We start from the raw sequence: 18083 nt of genomic DNA, 5'->3' as shown, positions 1-18083 counted from the left end.
CTAGCGATTGATAAGGAGCGCGCCATGGTGATGCCGATCTATGACGACGCGCCGCTGCGCTATTTGCGGCGGCCGATCGTGAATTGGATGCTGATCGCGCTCAACGTCGTCATATTCCTGGTGGTGCAGAGCGAGATTTTCGGCGATCCGCTGACCGTCGTGCGCGGATTCGCGATCATCCCGCGCGTGCTCTTCGGCGAGGCCCAGCTCGCCGACTGGATTGTCGGACCGCCGGCTGCGCTGACGCTTGTCACCGCGCTGTTCTTTCATTCGTCGGTGGTGCACCTCGGCTCGAACATGCTGTTCCTTTACGTCTTTGGCGACAATGTCGAAGACGCCATGGGGTCGCTCCACTATCTGCTGTTTTATCTTTCCTGCGGCGTCGCCTCCGGCGTGTTCTACATCTACGCCACGCCGCATTCGATCTTGCCGCTCGTCGGCGCGTCGGGCGCGATCTCCGGCGTCTGCGCGGCCTTTTTGCTGCTCCATCCGCGCGCGACGGTCGCGGGAATCTTTCCGCCGCTCTCGCTGGCGCTCGCGCCGATTTATCTCGGCGCCTGGCTCTCCGGGGCGCGGCCGAGGTCGATCCTGGGGCTGCGGGCGCCGCTGTTCTCCTTCGTCGCCTCGGGCTGGCTCTTCGTCGGCGCCTGGATTTTGATGCAGCTCATCAACGCCTCTATGGGCGAGGGTGGCGCGGTCGCCTGGATGGCGCATGTCGGCGGCATCGCCGCGGGTCTGGTGCTGACGCCGATCTTCAAGCGCCGCCGGCACAGGCTTTTTGACCGGGGCGGCGCGCTCGCTCCCGCGCCGCGCGCGCCGGACGCCGGCGACGACGGGCCCTAATCGCGGGGCCGCGGTCGCTTTGTTTGACTTGCGCGCGCGCCCCCGCTACCAGACCGCGCGACGGCTTTAGCCAGAGTGGCGCGCGCGCAAGCGGCGCTCCGACACCGTCTCGCCAAAGGGGTCAGAAGGACCAAGGGGTCGCGCGATGAAGATTCTCGTGCCCGTCAAACGGGTCGTCGATTACAACGTCAAGATCAGGGTGAAGGCGGACGGTTCGGGCGTCGATCTCGCCAATGTGAAAATGTCGATGAACCCCTTCGATGAGATCGCCGTCGAAGAGGCGCTGCGGCTCAAAGAGGCCGGCAAGGCGACGGAAGTCATTGTGGTCACGATCGGTCCGGCCAAGGCCGACGAGACCTTGCGCACCGGCCTCGCCATGGGCGCCGACCGGGGCATTCTGGTCAAGACCGACGAGACCGTCGAGCCGCTCGCCGTCGCCAAGATCCTCGCCAAGATCGTCGCCGAGGAACAGCCGCAGCTCGTCATCATGGGCAAGCAGGCGATCGACGACGATTGCAATCAGACGGGTCAGATGCTCGCGGCGCTGCTCGGCTGGGGCCAGGGCGCCTTCGCGTCGAAGGTCGAGATGGCTGAGGGCGCCGTCGACGTGACGCGCGAGATCGATGGCGGGCTGCAGACCGTCAGCTTGAAGCTGCCGGCGGTCGTCACCACGGATTTGCGTCTTAACGAGCCGCGCTACGCCTCGCTGCCCAACATCATCAAGGCAAAAAAGAAAGAAGTCGCCGTGAAGTCGCCGGCCGATTACGGCGTCGACATTTCGCCGCGCCTTGAAGTGTTGAAAACCTCCGAGCCTGCGAAACGCAAGGCGGGCGTCAAGGTCGGCTCTGTCGTCGAGCTCGTTGGCAAGCTCAAGGAAGCGGGAGTGCTTTGAAGATGACGATTCTGCTTCTTGCCGAAACCGCCGGCGACGCGATCGCCCCGGCGACCGCCAAGGCGCTCACCGCCGCCAAGGAGATCGGCGGCCCCGTTCATGTCCTCATCGTCGGGCCCGGCCTCAAGGGCGCGGCCGAGCAGGCGGCGAAGCTCGCCGGCGTCGAGAAGGTCCTCGTCGCCGAAGACGCGTCGCTCGATCATGTCCTGGCCGAGACGGTCGCCGCGCTGATCGTCTCGCTCGCCGGCGCTTATGACCTCATCATCGCGCCGTCGACCTCGGCGACGAAGAATGTGCTGCCGCGCGTCGCGGCGCTGCTCGACGTGATGCAGGTCTCGGACATCATCAAGGTCGTGTCGGCCGACACTTTTGAGCGGCCGATCTACGCCGGCAATGCGATCCAGACCGTGCGCGCGAAGGACGCAAAGAAAGTGATCACCGTGCGGACCACCGCCTTCGCGGCGGCCCCCGAAGGCGGCTCGGCGCCCATAGAGGCGATTGCGGCGCCCGCCGATCCCGGCGTTTCCGCCTTCAAGAGCGAAGAGCTGGCGAAGTCCGAACGCCCCGAGCTCACCTCGGCGCGGATCATTCTTTCCGGGGGGCGGGCGCTCGGGTCGGCGGAGAATTTCCAGAAGGTGCTGGATCCGGTCGCGACGCGGCTTAACGCCGCGATCGGGGCGTCTCGCGCCGCGGTCGACGCCGGCTATGCGCCAAACGACCTGCAGGTGGGGCAGACCGGAAAGGCGGTGGCGCCCGATCTCTACATCGCCGCCGGCATTTCTGGGGCGATCCAGCATCTCGCCGGCATGAAGGATTCGAAGGTGATCGTGGCGATCAACAAGGACGAGGAGGCGCCCATTTTCCAGGTCGCCGACTATGGCCTCGTCGCCGACCTCTTCACGGCCCTGCCGGAGCTCGAGGCCGAGCTGGCGAAGATCGGCCGCTGACCGCGAAAAACGGCCGTCGCTTCGGTCCACTTGGTCCGGCGCGGCGGCTGTGAGTTTGGCGGAGCGTCGGCGCTCGGGGCTCCGCAGTTTCTTTTCTTTGTTTTCTTTGCGAAGGATCGCAAGTTATATTGCACTGCGGCACGCACTCAGCGCGGGCGGGCCGCTTGCTATCCGGCGCGAGCTTGGCTGACGGTGGTAAAAAATGGGCTTCGAAATTCGCAAGATCGGCGTCATCGGCGCGGGCCAGATGGGGAAGGGGATCGCCCATGTCTGCGCGCTTGCCGGCTATGACGTCGCCCTGAACGACATTTCGCAGGAGCGTATCGACGCCGGCATCGCCGATGTCGCCGCGCAGATGCGCCGCGCCGTCGAGCGCGGCCAGATCGACGCCGCGGCGGTCGAACCGGCGCTGGAGCGCATATCCGGCGCGCCAAAAATGGCCGACTTCGCCGACGCCGACCTATTGATCGAGGCGGCGACCGAGGTCGAAGACCTCAAGCGCAAAATTCTGACGGAGCTCGCGCAGTTCGTAAAGCCCGGCGCGATCATCAGCTCCAATACGTCGTCGATTTCGATCACCCGCCTTGCCGCGGTCACCGGTCGGCCGGAGCGCTTCATCGGCATTCATTTCATGAATCCGGTGCCGCGCATGCAGCTTGTCGAACTCATTCGCGGCATCGCGACCGATGACGTCACTTTCGAGGAGACGAAGGCGTTTGTCGCCAAGCTCGGCAAGACGATCAGCGTTTCGGAGGACTTCCCCGCTTTCATCGTCAACCGCATTCTGCTGCCGATGATCAATGAGGCGATCTACACGCTCTACGAAGGCGTGGGCTCGGTCGACGCCATTGACACGGCGATGAAGCTCGGCGCCAACCACCCGATGGGTCCGCTGCAGCTCGCCGATTTTATCGGCCTCGACACCTGTCTTTCGGTCATGCAGGTGCTGCATGAGGGCCTGGCGGATTCAAAATACCGCCCCTGCCCGCTGCTGGTGAAATATGTCGAAGCCGGCTGGCTCGGCAAAAAGACTCAGCGCGGCTTCTATGATTATCGCAGCGGCACGCCGGTTCCGACGCGCTAGCGTCTCGAGAGAGGCGCGTCCGCGCTCAGTGGCCGCCGGGGCCGGCGCCGCGCGCCGCCTCGAACAGGAACCAGGTTCGCTTCTCGGTCTCGTCGAGAAAAGTTTCGAGAAGGCTCGCCGTCGCGATGTCTTCGTTGTCGTCGCAGACTTTATGGGCGTTGCGCAGCGACTCGGCCATCCCCTTGTTGTCGTCGAGCAATTCGCACAGCATGCCGAAAGGCGAAACGAATTCCTCATTATTGTCCTTGATGCGCGATAATTTCGCGATCTGCCCGATCGAGCGCAGCGTCGGTTGCCCAAGCTTGCGCACCCGTTCGGCCAACGGGTCGACGGTCGCGTAGATCTGTGTCGCCTGCTCGTCGAGCAGCAAGTGGTAGTCGCGGAAATGCGGGCCGCTCATGTGCCAGTGGAAATTCTTGGTCTTGAGATAAAGCGAAAGGGCGTCGGCGACGAGCTTGTTGATTTCCGCGGCGATCTTCATCGTCGACTGCTTTTCAAGATCGGTCGGCGTATCCAGCGCCGAACGTTCTGTGTCGGGATTCATCGGCGTTTTTGTTTTCTGCATGTGCGGACCTCCTTGCGCCCTCGCTTCAGGCTCAAGCTCGGGTGAGCTGCTCAATAGCTAGATCGCGCGCCTTGGCGGACCAGATGAAAAATAGAGCAGCGCGCCGAGAGTCAGCGGCGTCGCACGGCGTCGCCTGTCTGGGGCGCCAAGAGGTCCGGGCGTCGGGCGCGGGTGAGCGCCAGCGCCTGTTCATGGCGCCATTTGGCGATCCTGGCGTGATCGCCGGAGAGCAGCGCCTCGGGGATGTCGCGTCCCTCGAAATCGCGGGGCCGCGTGTAATGCGGATATTCGAGGAGGCCGGCCTCAAAACTTTCCTCGACGCCTGAGGCTTCTTCGCCCATCACGCCGGGAATGAGCCGCACGCAGGCGTCGATCAGCGCCAGCGCCGCGATCTCGCCGCCCGAAAGCACGAAATCGCCGACCGACATTTCTTCGAGCGCGCGGGCGTCGATGATGCGCTCGTCGACGCCTTCGAACCGCGCGCAAAGAATGATCGCGCCGGGGCCTTGGGCGAGCGCGCGTGCGCGCGCCTGCGTCAGCGGCGCGCCGCGGGGGGTCATCAGCAGGCGCGGGCGCGGATCGTCCTTGGGCGCGGCGGCGTCGATCGCCGCCGCCAGCACGTCGGCGCGCATCACCATGCCGGGACCGCCGCCGGCCGGCGTGTCGTCGACGGCGCGATGGCGGCCGAGCCCATGCTCGCGGATCTGACGAGGCTCAAGCGTCCAGATGCCACGCGAAAGCGCGTCGCCGGCGAGCGACAGGCCCAGGGGACCTGGAAACATTTCGGGAAAAAGGGTGAGGACCGTTGCGCGGAACATGGAGCGGTTATGGCATGGCCTGCGCGGAGGCGAGAAGCAGTTTCATTCTTGCTGAGATCAAGCCTCGGCCATAGTGTCGCAGACATTGCGACAGCTTGGGGCCAACGATGAAATTCTTTCTTCGAATAGGCTTTCTATTGTGGGCTTTCGGCGGCCTCTTCGCGGCGCGCGCGACGCCAATTGACGCGCCGCCAACGCTCACGGTCGGGCAGATGCACGGCAGTTGTCAGAAAACCTGTTGGGCCGTGCGCGAGGGCGCGAAGGGCTCCGAGTCGCTGCGCGATTCACTGACTTTGACCTGCTTGAACGCGTGCTTCAAGTGCTTCCTGCAACTGCGAAGCTGCAGCCAATCCAATGCGAACTCGGCGCCGTCGGAATGCGCCGCCGCCTTCCTTCAGTGTTACAAACAGAGCTTCGCCGAAAGGCTCAAATCAAAACCGCTCGTGAGTTTCGACGGCGGCGATGGCCACAGCCGCGAAATGGCTGTGAAGATCGTGGGCGCGGCCAGTTCCCTCGAAGGGGTTCCGGCGGAGGATTTCTGGATCCAGCTGAAGCATCCCGGCTGGCGAAAAAAGGAGCGGCGTTTCGTCAAAGAGGGCGGAATTTATGACGTCATCGTTTACGACACGCCGAACGGGCCGCAGACGGTGTGGTTCGACGTTAAGGACTTTTACGTAAAGAATGGCGAGGAGGACTTGCGCCTTTTGGCGCCGAAATAAGCCGAGAGATGCGCGGCGGGGCCTAGTGTAGATCCGGCTCGGCCGAGACCTCCGCCGGCGGCGTGATCACCACGCGCCCTTGAGCGATGTCGACTACCGGAACGACGGCTCCGGTGAACGGGTAAAGCAGCGATTCGCCGCCGGCGGCTGGCGCAATTTCGAGAATGTCACCCGCGCCGAAATTGCGCACCGCGACGACGACCCCGATCGCCTCGCCATCCGGCGTTTCGGCGCGAAGGCCAATGAGATCGGCGATATAGAATTCGTCCTCTTCCGGCGCGGGGAGCATCTCGCGTGCGACGTAGAGTTCGATGCGGTTTAGCGCCTCGGCGCCGGCGCGGTCGTCGACGCCCTCGACTTGCGCGACGAGCATGTCCTTGCCCTGCCGGCGCAAGGCGCGCAGCCTGAAATTGCGCGTCCCGCTTTTATCGGTGAGGCCGTCATAGGCTGCGATCGCCAGCGGATCGCTCGTGAAGCTCTGCAGTCGGACCTCGCCGCGCACGCCATGCGCTGCGCCGAAGCGGCCGAGAAGAACGCGCCCTTTCGCAGGCCCTTTCATTCGATTTCCTCATCCTGAGGAGCGTGCGCAGCACGCGTCTCGAAGGACGAGGAAATCGCCGCACGCGCTGTCCGCCCTCGTGCTTCGAGACGCGCCCGTTGGGCGCTCCTCAGCATGAGGGCGAATGAAATATCGCGCATGGCGTTCCGCCAACTCCCTCTCGAGGGCGAGGCAAAGATGCGCCCCAGTTACGCCGCCGGGGCTTCCGCCGCGCCCGCGGCCTCGGCCGCCGCGGCGGCGCGCTCCTGCGCCTTCTTCTTGGGCTGCGCCTTCTGCGGATTGCTGCGCGCTTCGCGCTTCATCACGCCGAGACCATCGAGCAGACGCGCGACGCGATCGGTCGGCTGCGCGCCCTTCTCCATCCAGGCCTTCGCCTTTTCGGTGTCGAGCACGAGGCGGTCGGCCGCGTCCTTCTCCTTCAAGGGATCGAAATAACCGATCTTCTCGATGTAGCGGCCGTCGCGCGGCGAGCGCGAGTCGGCGACGACGACACGATAGAAGGGACGCTTCTTGGCGCCGCCGCGGGCGAGACGAATTTTAAGGGACATGTTTTCGTTCCTGTTGCGTTGAGGTGAGTGAGGGGACCGGCGACGACAATCGCCGGTTTGCTATTTCTTCTTCCCGAAGGGGTTCAATCCGCTGAACAAGCCGCCGCCGAGCCCCGGCAGGCTTGGCTTGGCGAGAAGATCGGGGGGCGGCGCCGCCGGAATGCCGCCGGGTGACGCCTTTGGCTGCGGCACGCCGAGCTTCTCCTGCAGTTTCTGCAGCTCTTCCTGGGTGGGCGTCGGCATGCCGGGGCCAAGCCCCATCATTTGCGCCGCCTTGCCCATCATGCCCCCGCCGCGCTTGCCGGCGCCGAAGGACTTCATCAGATCGGCCATCTGCCGATGCTGCTTGAGGAGCTTGTTGACTTCCTCGACCTTCACGCCCGAGCCTGCGGCGATGCGCTTCTTTCGCGAGGCTTTCATCAGATCGGGATTACGCCGCTCCCTGGGCGTCATCGAGAGGATGATGGCGCGCTGGCGCTTCACCATTTTGTCGTCGAAACCGGACGCGGCGATCTGATCCTTCATCTTGGCGACGCCGGGCAGCAGACCCATGATGCCGCCCAATCCGCCGATCTTTTCCACCTGGGCGAGCTGATCGCAGAGGTCCTGCAGATCGAACTTGCCCTTGGCCATCCGCTCGGCGGCCTTGCGGGCCTGTTCGGCGTCGATCGCCTGGGCGGCTTTTTCGACCAGCGCGACAATGTCGCCCATGCCGAGAATGCGGTTGGCGATGCGCGTCGGCGAGAATTCGTCGAGCGCGTCCATCTTTTCGCCGACGCCGATGAGCTTGATCGGCTTGCCGGTGACATAGCGCATGGAGAGCGCCGCGCCGCCGCGGCCGTCGCCGTCCATACGCGTCAATACAATGCCCGTCAGCCCGACCCGCTCATCGAAATTCTGGGCGAGATTGACGGCGTCCTGGCCGGTGAGCGCATCGGCGACGAGCAGGATTTCATGCGGGTTGGAGGAGGTCTTGATCTCCGCCATCTCGGCCATCAGCGGCTCGTCGATATGCGTGCGGCCGGCGGTGTCGAGCAACACGATGTCGTAGCCCTGCAAACGCGCCGCCTCCATCGCGCGCTTGGCGATCTGCACCGGCGTCTGGCCGACGACGATCGGCAGCGTGTCGACTTCGACCTGCCGGCCGAGCACGGCGAGCTGTTCCTGGGCCGCCGGACGCTTGACGTCGAGCGAGGCCATCAGCGTGCGCTTGCCGTGGCGCTCCTTGAGCCTTTTGGCGATCTTGGCGGTGGTTGTGGTTTTGCCGGCGCCTTGCAGGCCGACCATCATGATGGCGAGCGGCGGCGCGGCGACGAGATCGATCGGCTCCGCGTCCTGGCCGAGCGTCTCGATCAGCACGTCATTGACGATCTTGACGACCATCTGGCCGGGCGTCACCGATTTGATGACGCCGGCGCCGATCGCCCGGTCGCGGACCTTATCGGTGAAGGAGCGCACGACGTCGAGCGCGACGTCAGCCTCGAGCAGCGCGCGGCGGATTTCGCGCAGCGCCTCGTTGACGTCGGCCTCGGAAAGCGCGCCGCGCCGTGTGAGCTTGTCGAAAATGCCGGAGAGCTTATCGGAAAGGCTCTCGAACATGCTGTTCTCCCGCGAGCGCGAAGGCTCCAAAGCAAAACGCGCCCGGGGGCGCATCGCGCTGCCGGGCGTTGGCCTACCGCCTCTCGGACGGCTCGGCGTGTGTTAGGGTTCTCTTTCGAGATATGCGCCGATGTTTAGGCGGGGCGCACGCGGGAGTCAACGTCGGGCGTATTTGCGGCTAACATGACGCTCTTTGATATATTTTATGCTGGAACTCATGACCCTCAACGCTTTTCTCGAATCGCTTTCGGCATCCGAGGCGCCGGCTCTCCCCCCGCCGCTGCGGGCGCTGTGGTTCGACGCTAAAGGCGACTGGAACGCGGCGCATAAATGCGTCGACGACAAATCCGACCCCGACAGTATGTGGGTTCACGCTTTTCTCCATCGCAAGGAGGGCGATCGCTCGAACGCCTTCTATTGGTACCGCCGCGCCGGGCGAGAGCCCCACAAAGGCCTGCTCGAAGACGAATGGCGCGAAATCGCCGAAGCGCTGCTGTCTCAAGCGGCGCCATGACGGGGGTGTCCGCGCAAGAATTGCTGCGCAGCATTTTCGGTTTTGCGGACTTTCTGCCGGGTCAGGCGGAGATCGTCGAGGCCGTGCTCGCGGGGCGCGACGCCATCGCCATCATGCCGACGGGCTCCGGCAAATCGCTCCTCTATCAGCTGCCGGCCGCAGCTCCGGGGGGCGGACTCGTTCTCGTCTGCTCGCCGCTGATCGCGCTGATGCGCGACCAGCTTCGAACCCTCGCCGATTCGGGCGTCGGGGCCGTCGCGCTCCACTCCATGCAGGAGGACGATGAAGCGGCGGCCGCGATCGACACCATCGCGTCGGGCCGGGCAAAGCTGCTTTACGCCGCCCCCGAACGTCTTGCCCAGGACGGAACGCAGAATTTATTGCGCAGCATTCGCATAAAACTCTTCGCGGTCGATGAGGCGCATTGCGTCTCGCATTGGGGCCATGAATTTCGCCCCGACTATCGCGCGCTGGGCGAGATTGCGCGAAAGCTCGGCGCGCCGCCGATGCTCGCCGTTACCGCGACGGCCGGTCCGCGCACCCGCGAGGACATCGCCCGCACGCTGTTTGCGCGGCCCCCGCAGATCTTCCAGCGCTCCTTCGCGCGGCCCAATCTTGCGCTCGATTTCGCGCAGAAGCGCGCCGGCCTGCGGCAGATCGTCGAATTCGCGCGCAAAGGCCGCGGCGGCGCGAAGGAAAGCGGCATCATTTATTGCAACTCGCGCAACAAGACCGACGCGCTCGCCCGCGAACTCTCGCGGCTCGGCTTCGACGCGCTTCCCTATCACGCGGGGCTCGACGCCCACACGCGCGCGGAGAGCCAGGACGCTTTCTTTACCCGCAAGGGCGCGGTGATGGTGGCGACCATCGCCTTCGGCATGGGCGTCGATAAGCCGGACGTGCGCTTCATCATTCACGCCGATCTGCCGACCTCGGTCGAGGGCTATTATCAGGAGATCGGCCGGGCCGGGCGCGATGGCGCGCCGGCCCGCGCGCTGACGCTGTTCTCGCCCGCGGAGCTGGCGCTGCGCTGGCGCATTCCGGGTGCGGCGCAAGAAGACGACGCGGCCGCCGGCGATTACGCCAGACGCCAGGCGATGGCGCGGCTCGCGGCGGCGCCGGGCTGCCGCTTTCAGCGCCTCCTCGCCGAATTCGGCGAAGAGAGCGGGCCCTGCGGGAGATGCGACCATTGCCGCGGCGGACCGATGGCGTGGCCCCGGCGCTTGTCATCATTCGCGCTCGGCTGGCGCGCCGCGCTCGCGAGCGGCTTCGCCGCGCGCGCCGACCTTTCGGAAGACGATGCCGATCTCCCTGAGCTCGCGCCTGCGCCGATCGACATCGACACGCCGAGGCGGCAGGAGGAGCCGCCGCTGACGGTGGCCGAGGCGCGTCTGCTGCGCGCGCTCGAGGCCGAGCGGCTCGCCATCGCAAAACGGCGCCGGCTGGCGCCGCGAATTGTGGCGTCCGAACAGGCGCTGCGCGCCCTCGCGCGCGAAAGGCCGCACAGCGCCGACGACCCGCTGCTGCGGGGGCTCGAAGACGCGGCGGCGCTGCTGCGGGTGATCCGCGAAGCCCTCTAAAGCCGGCGTGAGGGTTTCGTTCGGCGCCGCAACACTGTAGTTAGGGCTCCCCGTGCTGTTCCCTCGAGGCCATGTCCGCTAACCCGCCGCCAAACGCCGCCGAACTGCGACAGGTCATGTTCGGGCTCGGCCTCGCGATGCTGCTCTCGGCCCTCGACCAGACGATTGTGGTCACGGCCATGCCGACCATTGCGGCGGACCTCGGGGATCCTCAGGATCTGCCCTGGATCGTGACCGCCTATCTCATCGCGGCGACGGTGGTGACGCCGCTCTACGGCAAATTCGCCGATGTCTACGGGCGGCGGCGCGTCATTTTGGTCGGGGTGATCACTTTCGTGATCGGATCGGTCGCTTGCGCTTTGGCCCCGAGCATGGCGGCGCTCGCCGGCGCGAGGGTCATTCAGGGACTTGGCGGCGGCGGCCTGATATCGCTCGCGCAGACGATCGTCGCCGATCTTGTCTCGCCCCGCGAGCGCGGCCGGTATCAGTCCTATTTCGCCGCGGTGTTCATCACCTCCAGCATCGCCGGTCCGGCGCTCGGCGGGGTTTTTGCGCAATATTGGCATTGGTCGCTGATCTTCTGGATCAATCTGCCGCTGGGCCTCGCCGCGCTCCTGATCGTCAATTCGAGGTTGAAGCGGGTGCCGGAGCGGCGCCATCCGCATCGCGTCGATTACCTGGGCGCGTTTTTGCTGATCGCCGGATCCGGCCTTCTCGTGCTGGCGCTTGGCTGGGGCGGCGTGCGCTATCCATGGCGGTCGGCTCCGATCGTCGGGATCCTTGCCGCCTCCGCTCTCGCCTGGGCGCTTTTCGCCTGGCGCACGGCGCGCGCCGAGGAGCCGCTCATTCCGCTGCGCATTCTCCGACTTCGAATCGTGCGCGACGCCATTCTGTCGAGTTCCTTTGGGCTCGGCGGGTTCGTCGGACTTTCGGTCGTGATGCCGATCTATTACGAAATCTGCGGCGGGATGAATGCGAGCGAATCGGGGCTGACGCTTATTCCCCTGATGGTCGGCACCGTCGCCGGCGCCACAGTGTCCGGACGATTGATGGGGCGTTTGACGCATTATAAGACCGCTCCGCTCCTCGGGCTCGGCGCCGGCGCTCTCGCCGCTCTGGGCGCGGCCGCGATGATGGGCTCGGGCCGCTCGCTGCTTTTGCTCAACGCCCTGCTCACCGTCACGACCTTCGGGATCGGCGCGATGCTGCCTGTCGCGACCGTTTCGGTGCAGAACGCGGTCGATTCGCGCGATTTGGGGACGGCGACGGCCTCGATGCAATTCTTTCGGCAGCTCGCGGCCGGGGCGGCCGTCGCGCTTTTCGCCGCCTTGGCGATTGGCGGCGGCCGCGCGCAATTGCTTGAGGAGATGAAGACGGACGTCGACGGCGCCGCTTTGTTTTCGAGCTTTCGCCTCGTTTTTCTGGCGCTTGCCGTTTGCGTGGGCCTGTCCCTGCTTTTCCTCACGCGTATGGAGGAGCGGCCGCTGCGCGGCGAGCGACGCAGCTGACGGTCGATTTTGCTCGCGTCTTTTCTATTTGCCCCCATGGCATGGAATTTTCTAGAAAGATTCCGCCTTCCAGCGCCGCAAGGACCTTTCCATGGCTTCGCTCAATAGTTTCAACGCCTGCCAGACGCTCGTCGTCGGGAATCGGTCCTATCAATATTTCTCTCTGAGGGCGGCGGAGCAAAACGGGCTTCGAGACGTCTCCCGCCTGCCCTATTCGCTCAAGGTCGTTCTCGAAAATTTGCTGCGCAACGAGGACGGCCGTTCGGTCACCAGGGAGTCGATCGAAACCTTCGCGAAATGGCTCGAGGAGAAAGGCAAGACGGAGCGCGAAATCGCCTTTCGGCCGGCGCGCGTGCTGATGCAGGACTTTACCGGCGTGCCGGCGGTCGTCGATCTTGCGGCGATGCGCGACGCCGTCGTCGCGCTCGGCGGGACCGCGCAGAAGATCAATCCGCTGGTTCCCGTCGATCTTGTCATCGACCATTCAGTGATCGTCGACAGTTTCGGCACGCCGCAGGCCTTCGCCCGCAACGTCGAACTCGAATATGAGCGCAATGGCGAGCGCTACCGATTTTTGAAATGGGGCCAGTCGGCGTTCGACAATTTCCGCGTCGTGCCCCCCGGCACCGGCATCTGCCATCAGGTGAATCTGGAATATCTCGGGCAGACCGTCTGGACGCGCACCGAGCGCATCGACGGCAAGACGGTCGAACTCGCCTATCCCGACACGCTGGTCGGCACCGATTCGCATACGACCATGATCAATGGCCTCGCCGTTCTTGGCTGGGGCGTCGGCGGCATTGAGGCCGAGGCCGCCATGCTCGGCCAACCTTTATCGATGCTCGCGCCGGAAGTGATCGGCTTCAAGCTCACCGGCGCGCCGAAGGAAGGCGTGACGGCGACGGACGTCGTCCTGACCGTCACGCAAATGCTGCGCAAAAAAGGCGTGGTCGGAAAATTCGTGGAGTTCTTTGGCGAAGGGCTTGATCATCTCAGCCTCGCCGATCGCGCGACCATCGCCAATATGGCGCCGGAATATGGCGCCACCTGCGGCTTCTTCCCCATTGATCAGGAGACGCTCGCTTACTTGCGCATGTCCGGGCGGGCCGACGACCGTATCGCGCTGATCGAAGCCTATGCCCAGGCGCAAGGGATGCTGCGCGAGTCCGGCGCTCCCGATCCCGAATTCACCGATACGCTGAGCCTCGATCTTGCGGAGGTGACGCCGTCGCTCGCCGGCCCAAAGCGTCCCGAGAGCCGCGCCGCGCTTTCCGACGTCGGCTCGGCCTTTCTCGGCGCGCTCGCGACCGAATATAAGAAGGAAGACGGACTCGGGCAGCGCTATGGCGTCGAGGGCGAAAATTTCGATCTCGGCCATGGCGACGTCGTCATCGCCGCCATCACCTCCTGCACCAATACGTCCAACCCCAGCGTGCTCATCGGCGCGGGATTGCTGGCGCGCAACGCCGCCGCGCGCGGACTGAAGGCGAAACCCTGGGTGAAGACCTCGCTCGCCCCGGGCAGTCAGGTCGTCGCGCAATATCTCGCGAAGTCCGGATTGCAGAAATATCTCGACGATCTCGGCTTCAATCTTGTGGGATTTGGCTGCACGACCTGCATCGGCAACTCCGGGCCGCTGCCGCCGGCGATCTCGAAGACCATCAATGAGCGTGACCTCGTCGCGGCCTCGGTGCTGTCGGGAAATCGCAATTTCGAAGGCCGGGTCAATCCCGACGTCCAGGCGAATTACCTCGCCTCGCCGCCGCTCGTCGTCGCCTATGCGCTCGCGGGCACGATGGCGATCGATCTGACGAAGGAGCCTCTCGGACATGACAGCGCCGGGACGCCGGTTTATCTGCGCGACATCTGGCCGCCGAATGCGGAAATCGCGACCTTCGTTCGCGATCAGGTGACGCGCAATCTGTTTCGCGAGACCTACGCCAACGTCTTTTCGGGCGACGCGCATTGGCGCGCAGTCGAAGCGCCAAGCAGCGAGACTTACGCGTGGGACGGTCAGTCCACCTATGTGCGCGACCCGCCCTATTTCGTCGGTCTGCAGCGCGAGCCCAAGCCTGTGGAAGATATCGTCGGCGCACGCGTCCTCGCGCTTTTTGGCGACAAGATCACCACCGATCACATCTCGCCCGCCGGCTCGATCAAGGCGGCTTCGCCCGCCGGCAAATGGCTGATGGAGCATGGCGTCGCGCCGGCCGATTTCAATCAATACGGCACGCGTCGCGGCAATCATGAAGTGATGATGCGCGGCACCTTCGCCAATATCCGCATCAAGAATCACATCATGCGGGATGCGAAAGGCCTCACGCCGGAAGGCGGCTTGACCAAGCATTATCCGGGCGGCGACATCATGTCGATCTATGACGCCGCCATGCGCTACCGGGACGAGGGCGCGCCGCTGGTCGTCTTGGCCGGCGCCGAATATGGCAACGGCTCGTCACGCGACTGGGCGGCCAAGGGCGCGGCGCTTCTCGGCGTGCGCGCCGTGATCGCCAAGAGTTTCGAGCGCATCCACCGCTCCAATCTCGTCGGCATGGGCGTCGTGCCGCTCACTTTTGCGGAGGGGACAGGTTGGGACACGCTCGGACTCAAAGGCGATGAGACCGTAACCATCCATGGCTTGCGCGAGGGACTTGCGCCACGCAAAACTCTGGTCGCTTCGATCTCGTTCTCGGATGGGTCCACCAAGACTGTGCCGTTGCTTGCGCGCATCGATACGCTCGACGAGTTGGAATATTTCAAGAATGGCGGCATCCTTCCTTACGTGTTGCGACAACTCGTCCCTTAGATATCGCCAAAAAAACCATTGACTCAAAGTGAGTCCTCCGACAGCGTTGCCCGCGCTTTGCGTTGAATTCGAGCCGTTGCGGATCTCAATGTCTTCAACGCAGCGCTCTACAAAAACAAAAAACTCACGACGCGAAGAAGAGGAAATCAACATATGAATAAATACGCCCTTACGGCCGTCGCCGCCCTGTTCCTGGCGACGACCGCGCCGTCGTTCGCCTTCGACGGCGGCGTCGGTCTGCGCGCTCCGAACCAGGCGACGCGCATCAGCTGCGACACGCACGCCGAGGACGATCAGGCCGTTTGCGCCAGCAAGTGCGAGGACGCCTATCTCAAGGATCAGCAAGGCTGGACGGCGGACATGAGCAAGATCAAGTCCGCCAAGAAAGCGTGCGACGACAAGTGCGGTTGCCCGGAGAACTCGAAGGGCCTTTAAGACTCGCATCAGTCTGAGCCCGAGCTGTAAGGGCGCGCGTCATCGCGCGCCCTTTTTCGCGTTGCGCCGATCAAATGTAAGTCAGCCGTCGCGCCGCGTCTTCGTGTTCATCAAGAACGTGGAAACAATACGCTTTTCGCGACCCGCGCCGCAGACCGACGAAGCGGCGCAAGACGTCGCGCCCGTGACTCGCAATTGACATGGGCGGCCACATACGACATCGTCCGGCCGCTTATTGCGTTATGTGACGCCGTTGCTGTTCCATGGCGGGAGGGGTCGAGCGCAAGCGCAGTCTAGACGCCCAACGGGCAAGTGAAGGAAACCACCAAATGAACAAATACGCCATTATGACGGCGGCTCTCCTTGTCGCCGGCATGATCAGCCCGGCATTCGCGGATTGCGACGTCCACAAAGCGGACGAAGACAAGCAGGCTAAATGCGCTGAGAAATGCGACGACGAGTACCTCGCCCGCAAGATGAACTATGCCGCCAACCAGGATGAAGTCCGCGCCAATAAGAAGGCCTGTGACGCCGCCTGCGGCTGCCCGCAGAACACGAAGGATAAATAAGCCGAGCCTCGCGAGTGAGGTCGGTTGAGACGGGGCGCGCATTCAATGCGCGCCCGTTTTTTTGGTCAGTCCGCCGTATAGACGTTGCCGTCTGGGCCTTTCCAGCCGCTGCCCGCTTCATAAAAGCGATATTCCTCGTCGAACAGAACCGTCGACCCAGGCGCGATATATTGCTTGCCCGCCGGATCGGAACTGCGCGGCGCAGTCACAAAATGACTGCTCGGCGAACAGCCTTCGGGAAATTTTCCGGCCTCGGGCTTGCATTCGAGATTGGCGCCTTCCGGGAACTCGACCCGCGCATTGAAGAAGATCTCGTAGCCCTTTTCTCCGGTGGCGTGCATCTCGAGACGCTCGGCCATCGTCTGTTTGAACTCGACGATCTTGAACGGCTTGTCGACGCGCTGCTTCAGCAAGTTCTCGAAAATCTGCCGCGCATGCGCTTCAGTCGGATTGCAGCCGAACATGCAAAAAGCATTTGCCGGGATCGCCGAAAGCAACGCCAGCAGCATCGCAGCGGCGAATGTGATGAAAGCGCCTCGCATGATGTCCTCTCCCTCAGCCCTGATGATTTCGCGCCCGGCGGCGCGTCTTTTTTAAACTATAGCATCTTATCGCAGCATCGCGGCGCGTCTCAAATCCAAGAGCGCCTCCCGATCACATGGAATCATGTGATCGATGCGACTTTTTGGGAACCTGCTCTAACGGTCGGGCGTGGTCGGGTCGCCCCAGAGATCCTTCACCTGCTCGAAGTGGATCGCCGGATCATAGCCGCCGGGCGTAAGACCGAGCCAGCCCGAAGAAAGCCGCCCGAGCGAAGAGAGCACGGCATAGGAGGCGACGACGCGGTCGCGCTGAGCGAAGACGAGCGCGATGCGGGCGTAGAGCAGCTCTTGCTGCGCGATAAGAATTTCGAGCGTCGTCCGCTGACCGGCCTTGGCTTCTTCTCTTATGCCGTAAAGCGCGCGCTCGGCCGCGGCGATTTGCGTTTGCGCGGCTGAAATCTGAGTTTTCGCCGCCTGCAGCGCGCCCCAATAGGCGCGCACCAGCGAGAGAATTTCGGCGCGCGCGACGTCGGCGTCGAACCGTCGCTGCCCGGCGGTTTCTTTCGCTTGCCGCACGCGGGAGGACGTCAGCCCGCCCTCGTAGATAGGCACGTTGAGATGTCCGAGGACTTTCGCGCCGACGTTGCGGTTGCCGATGCCGGAAATATCGGTCTGCGTGAATACGTCGCCGACGATCGACAGTTTGGGCATGAAGTCGGCTTCGAGCGCCTTGATGTCGAGATCGGCGACGTCGGCCTCGTGAAGGGCCGCGAGGATGAACGGATGTTCGTTTTGCGCGATGCGTTCCGCTTCTTCGCGCGACTTCGGCAGCAATCGGTCGATCGGCGCGCCCGGCGCGAGCTTCGTCGGCTCGACGCCGACCGTCTTGCGATAGACGCCGATGCTGGCGTCAAGCGTGGCGCGCGCGGCGCCGGCGAGAGACTTGCCGCCCGCGAGCCGCGCCTCGACCTGCGCGACATCCGTCAAGGTGATCTGTCCGTATTGATAGCGCTCCCGCGTCTGGCGCAATTGCTCCTTCAGGACCGCGACATTGCTTTCCTGAAGTTTGAGCGCTGCCGTGTCGCGCAAGACGTTCATATAGGCGGTGACGGCGTCGAATAATATGCGCTGTTCGGTCAGGCGCAGCCGCTCGCGTCCGGCGAAGACCCCCGATTCCGCCGCACGCGTTTGGTTTTGTGTCTTGAACCCGTCGAATATCGGCTGTTCGAATGTCAGATGGGCGGAGCGGGGAAGGCTGCCGCCGTTTTGAATGTTCTTCGTGACCGAGGTATCGGTCGGGTCGTTGACGTTGACGTCGCGCTGCTTCGTGACAAGCCGATTGTGCTGCACGCCGAGATAGGCGTCGCCCGAAACGCGCGGCCTCATGCCGGCCTCCGCCTGCGGCACTCTTTCGTCGATGGCGCGCAGTTCGGCTCTGCCGGCGTTGAGCTGCGGGTTGGCGTTATAGGCGCGACACATCGCGCCCGCCAAGGTTTCCGCATGCGCTGCGCCGCCGCTCAGAAAGAAGCAGATCAGGACCGAGGCGACGCCGCGCATG

General features: G+C 64.2%; 18 protein-coding genes. 11 read left to right on the top strand and 7 right to left on the bottom strand.

The window, feature by feature from the left end:
* Window positions 1-24: 24 nt before the first annotated feature.
* The 4 genes from IYW40_RS08065 (at window position 25) to IYW40_RS08050 (ending at window position 3766) form a co-directional block, all read left to right on the top strand.
* A complete protein-coding gene (locus IYW40_RS08065; protein WP_196400177.1) occupies window positions 25-843 on the top strand; it encodes a rhomboid family intramembrane serine protease in 819 nt (272 codons plus the stop codon).
* Window positions 844-988: 145 nt separating this feature from the next.
* On the top strand, window positions 989-1735 hold the full coding sequence (locus IYW40_RS08060) for an electron transfer flavoprotein subunit beta/FixA family protein (RefSeq protein WP_196400176.1): 747 nt from the start codon (window positions 989-991) through the stop codon (window positions 1733-1735).
* 2 nt (window positions 1736-1737) lie between these two features.
* Entirely contained in the window at window positions 1738-2682 is a 945-nt protein-coding gene (locus IYW40_RS08055) for an FAD-binding protein (RefSeq protein WP_196400175.1), read from the top strand.
* 202 nt (window positions 2683-2884) lie between these two features.
* Window positions 2885-3766 carry a 3-hydroxybutyryl-CoA dehydrogenase gene (locus tag IYW40_RS08050; protein ID WP_196400174.1) on the top strand — a complete coding sequence of 294 codons (882 nt, stop codon included), beginning with the start codon at window positions 2885-2887 and terminating at the stop codon, window positions 3764-3766.
* A gap of 25 nt (window positions 3767-3791) precedes the next feature.
* Here IYW40_RS08050 and IYW40_RS08045 read toward each other — a convergent pair whose 3' ends face one another.
* Complete coding sequence (locus IYW40_RS08045; RefSeq protein WP_196400173.1) at window positions 3792-4331, bottom strand: DNA starvation/stationary phase protection protein; 540 nt, start codon at window positions 4329-4331, stop codon at window positions 3792-3794.
* A gap of 110 nt (window positions 4332-4441) precedes the next feature.
* The gene (gene trmD, locus IYW40_RS08040) at window positions 4442-5149 is read right to left on the bottom strand and encodes a tRNA (guanosine(37)-N1)-methyltransferase TrmD (RefSeq protein ID WP_196400172.1); all 708 of its coding nucleotides are present in this window, start codon (window positions 5147-5149) and stop codon (window positions 4442-4444) included.
* Window positions 5150-5256: 107 nt separating this feature from the next.
* Between trmD and IYW40_RS08035 the strand changes: the two genes are divergently transcribed.
* The gene (locus IYW40_RS08035) at window positions 5257-5868 is read left to right on the top strand and encodes a hypothetical protein (protein WP_232365972.1); all 612 of its coding nucleotides are present in this window, start codon (window positions 5257-5259) and stop codon (window positions 5866-5868) included.
* Between the two features lie 22 nt (window positions 5869-5890).
* Here IYW40_RS08035 and rimM read toward each other — a convergent pair whose 3' ends face one another.
* The 3 genes from rimM to ffh all read right to left on the bottom strand — a co-directional run bounded on the left by rimM (window position 5891) and on the right by ffh (window position 8574).
* Window positions 5891-6427, bottom strand: a complete 537-nt coding sequence (gene rimM / locus IYW40_RS08030; RefSeq protein WP_196400170.1) for a ribosome maturation factor RimM — start codon at window positions 6425-6427, stop codon at window positions 5891-5893.
* Between the two features lie 188 nt (window positions 6428-6615).
* Window positions 6616-6975 (bottom strand): 30S ribosomal protein S16, encoded by a 360-nt coding sequence (gene rpsP / locus IYW40_RS08025; RefSeq protein ID WP_018406465.1) that lies wholly within the window; start codon window positions 6973-6975, stop codon window positions 6616-6618.
* 60 nt (window positions 6976-7035) lie between these two features.
* The gene (ffh, locus tag IYW40_RS08020) at window positions 7036-8574 is read right to left on the bottom strand and encodes a signal recognition particle protein (protein WP_196400169.1); all 1539 of its coding nucleotides are present in this window, start codon (window positions 8572-8574) and stop codon (window positions 7036-7038) included.
* A gap of 217 nt (window positions 8575-8791) precedes the next feature.
* Here ffh and IYW40_RS08015 point away from each other — a divergent pair, with 217 nt between their 5' ends.
* From IYW40_RS08015 to IYW40_RS07990, 6 genes are all read left to right on the top strand, one after another.
* Window positions 8792-9088, top strand: a complete 297-nt coding sequence (locus IYW40_RS08015) for a hypothetical protein (RefSeq protein WP_196400330.1) — start codon at window positions 8792-8794, stop codon at window positions 9086-9088.
* Window positions 9085-10668, top strand: a complete 1584-nt coding sequence (locus tag IYW40_RS08010; protein WP_196400168.1) for a RecQ family ATP-dependent DNA helicase — start codon at window positions 9085-9087, stop codon at window positions 10666-10668. Before IYW40_RS08015 ends, IYW40_RS08010 begins: the two co-directional genes overlap by 4 nt.
* A gap of 71 nt (window positions 10669-10739) precedes the next feature.
* The gene (locus tag IYW40_RS08005) at window positions 10740-12176 is read left to right on the top strand and encodes an MDR family MFS transporter (protein ID WP_196400167.1); all 1437 of its coding nucleotides are present in this window, start codon (window positions 10740-10742) and stop codon (window positions 12174-12176) included.
* 91 nt (window positions 12177-12267) lie between these two features.
* A complete protein-coding gene (gene acnA, locus IYW40_RS08000) occupies window positions 12268-14979 on the top strand; it encodes an aconitate hydratase AcnA (protein ID WP_196400166.1) in 2712 nt (903 codons plus the stop codon).
* 153 nt (window positions 14980-15132) lie between these two features.
* Window positions 15133-15414, top strand: a complete 282-nt coding sequence (locus IYW40_RS07995; RefSeq protein WP_196400165.1) for a hypothetical protein — start codon at window positions 15133-15135, stop codon at window positions 15412-15414.
* A 329-nt stretch (window positions 15415-15743) separates the two neighbouring features.
* A complete protein-coding gene (locus tag IYW40_RS07990; RefSeq protein ID WP_175093837.1) occupies window positions 15744-15983 on the top strand; it encodes a hypothetical protein in 240 nt (79 codons plus the stop codon).
* A 65-nt stretch (window positions 15984-16048) separates the two neighbouring features.
* On the opposite strand, the gene IYW40_RS07985 is transcribed toward IYW40_RS07990, so the two are convergent.
* Both IYW40_RS07985 and IYW40_RS07980 read right to left on the bottom strand, forming a co-directional pair.
* On the bottom strand, window positions 16049-16525 hold the full coding sequence (locus IYW40_RS07985; protein ID WP_196400164.1) for a hypothetical protein: 477 nt from the start codon (window positions 16523-16525) through the stop codon (window positions 16049-16051).
* 156 nt (window positions 16526-16681) lie between these two features.
* Window positions 16682-18082, bottom strand: coding sequence for a TolC family outer membrane protein (locus IYW40_RS07980; RefSeq protein WP_210327237.1), 1401 nt, complete (start codon window positions 18080-18082; stop codon window positions 16682-16684).
* Window position 18083: the final 1 nt, after the last annotated feature.

The sequence above is a fragment of the Methylocystis sp. H4A genome (assembly GCF_015709545.1).
GTDB classification, from domain to species: domain Bacteria; phylum Pseudomonadota; class Alphaproteobacteria; order Rhizobiales; family Beijerinckiaceae; genus Methylocystis; species Methylocystis silviterrae.
Note: the sequence above shows the minus strand (reverse complement) of the source record. Positions and strands in the feature narration are given on the sequence as shown.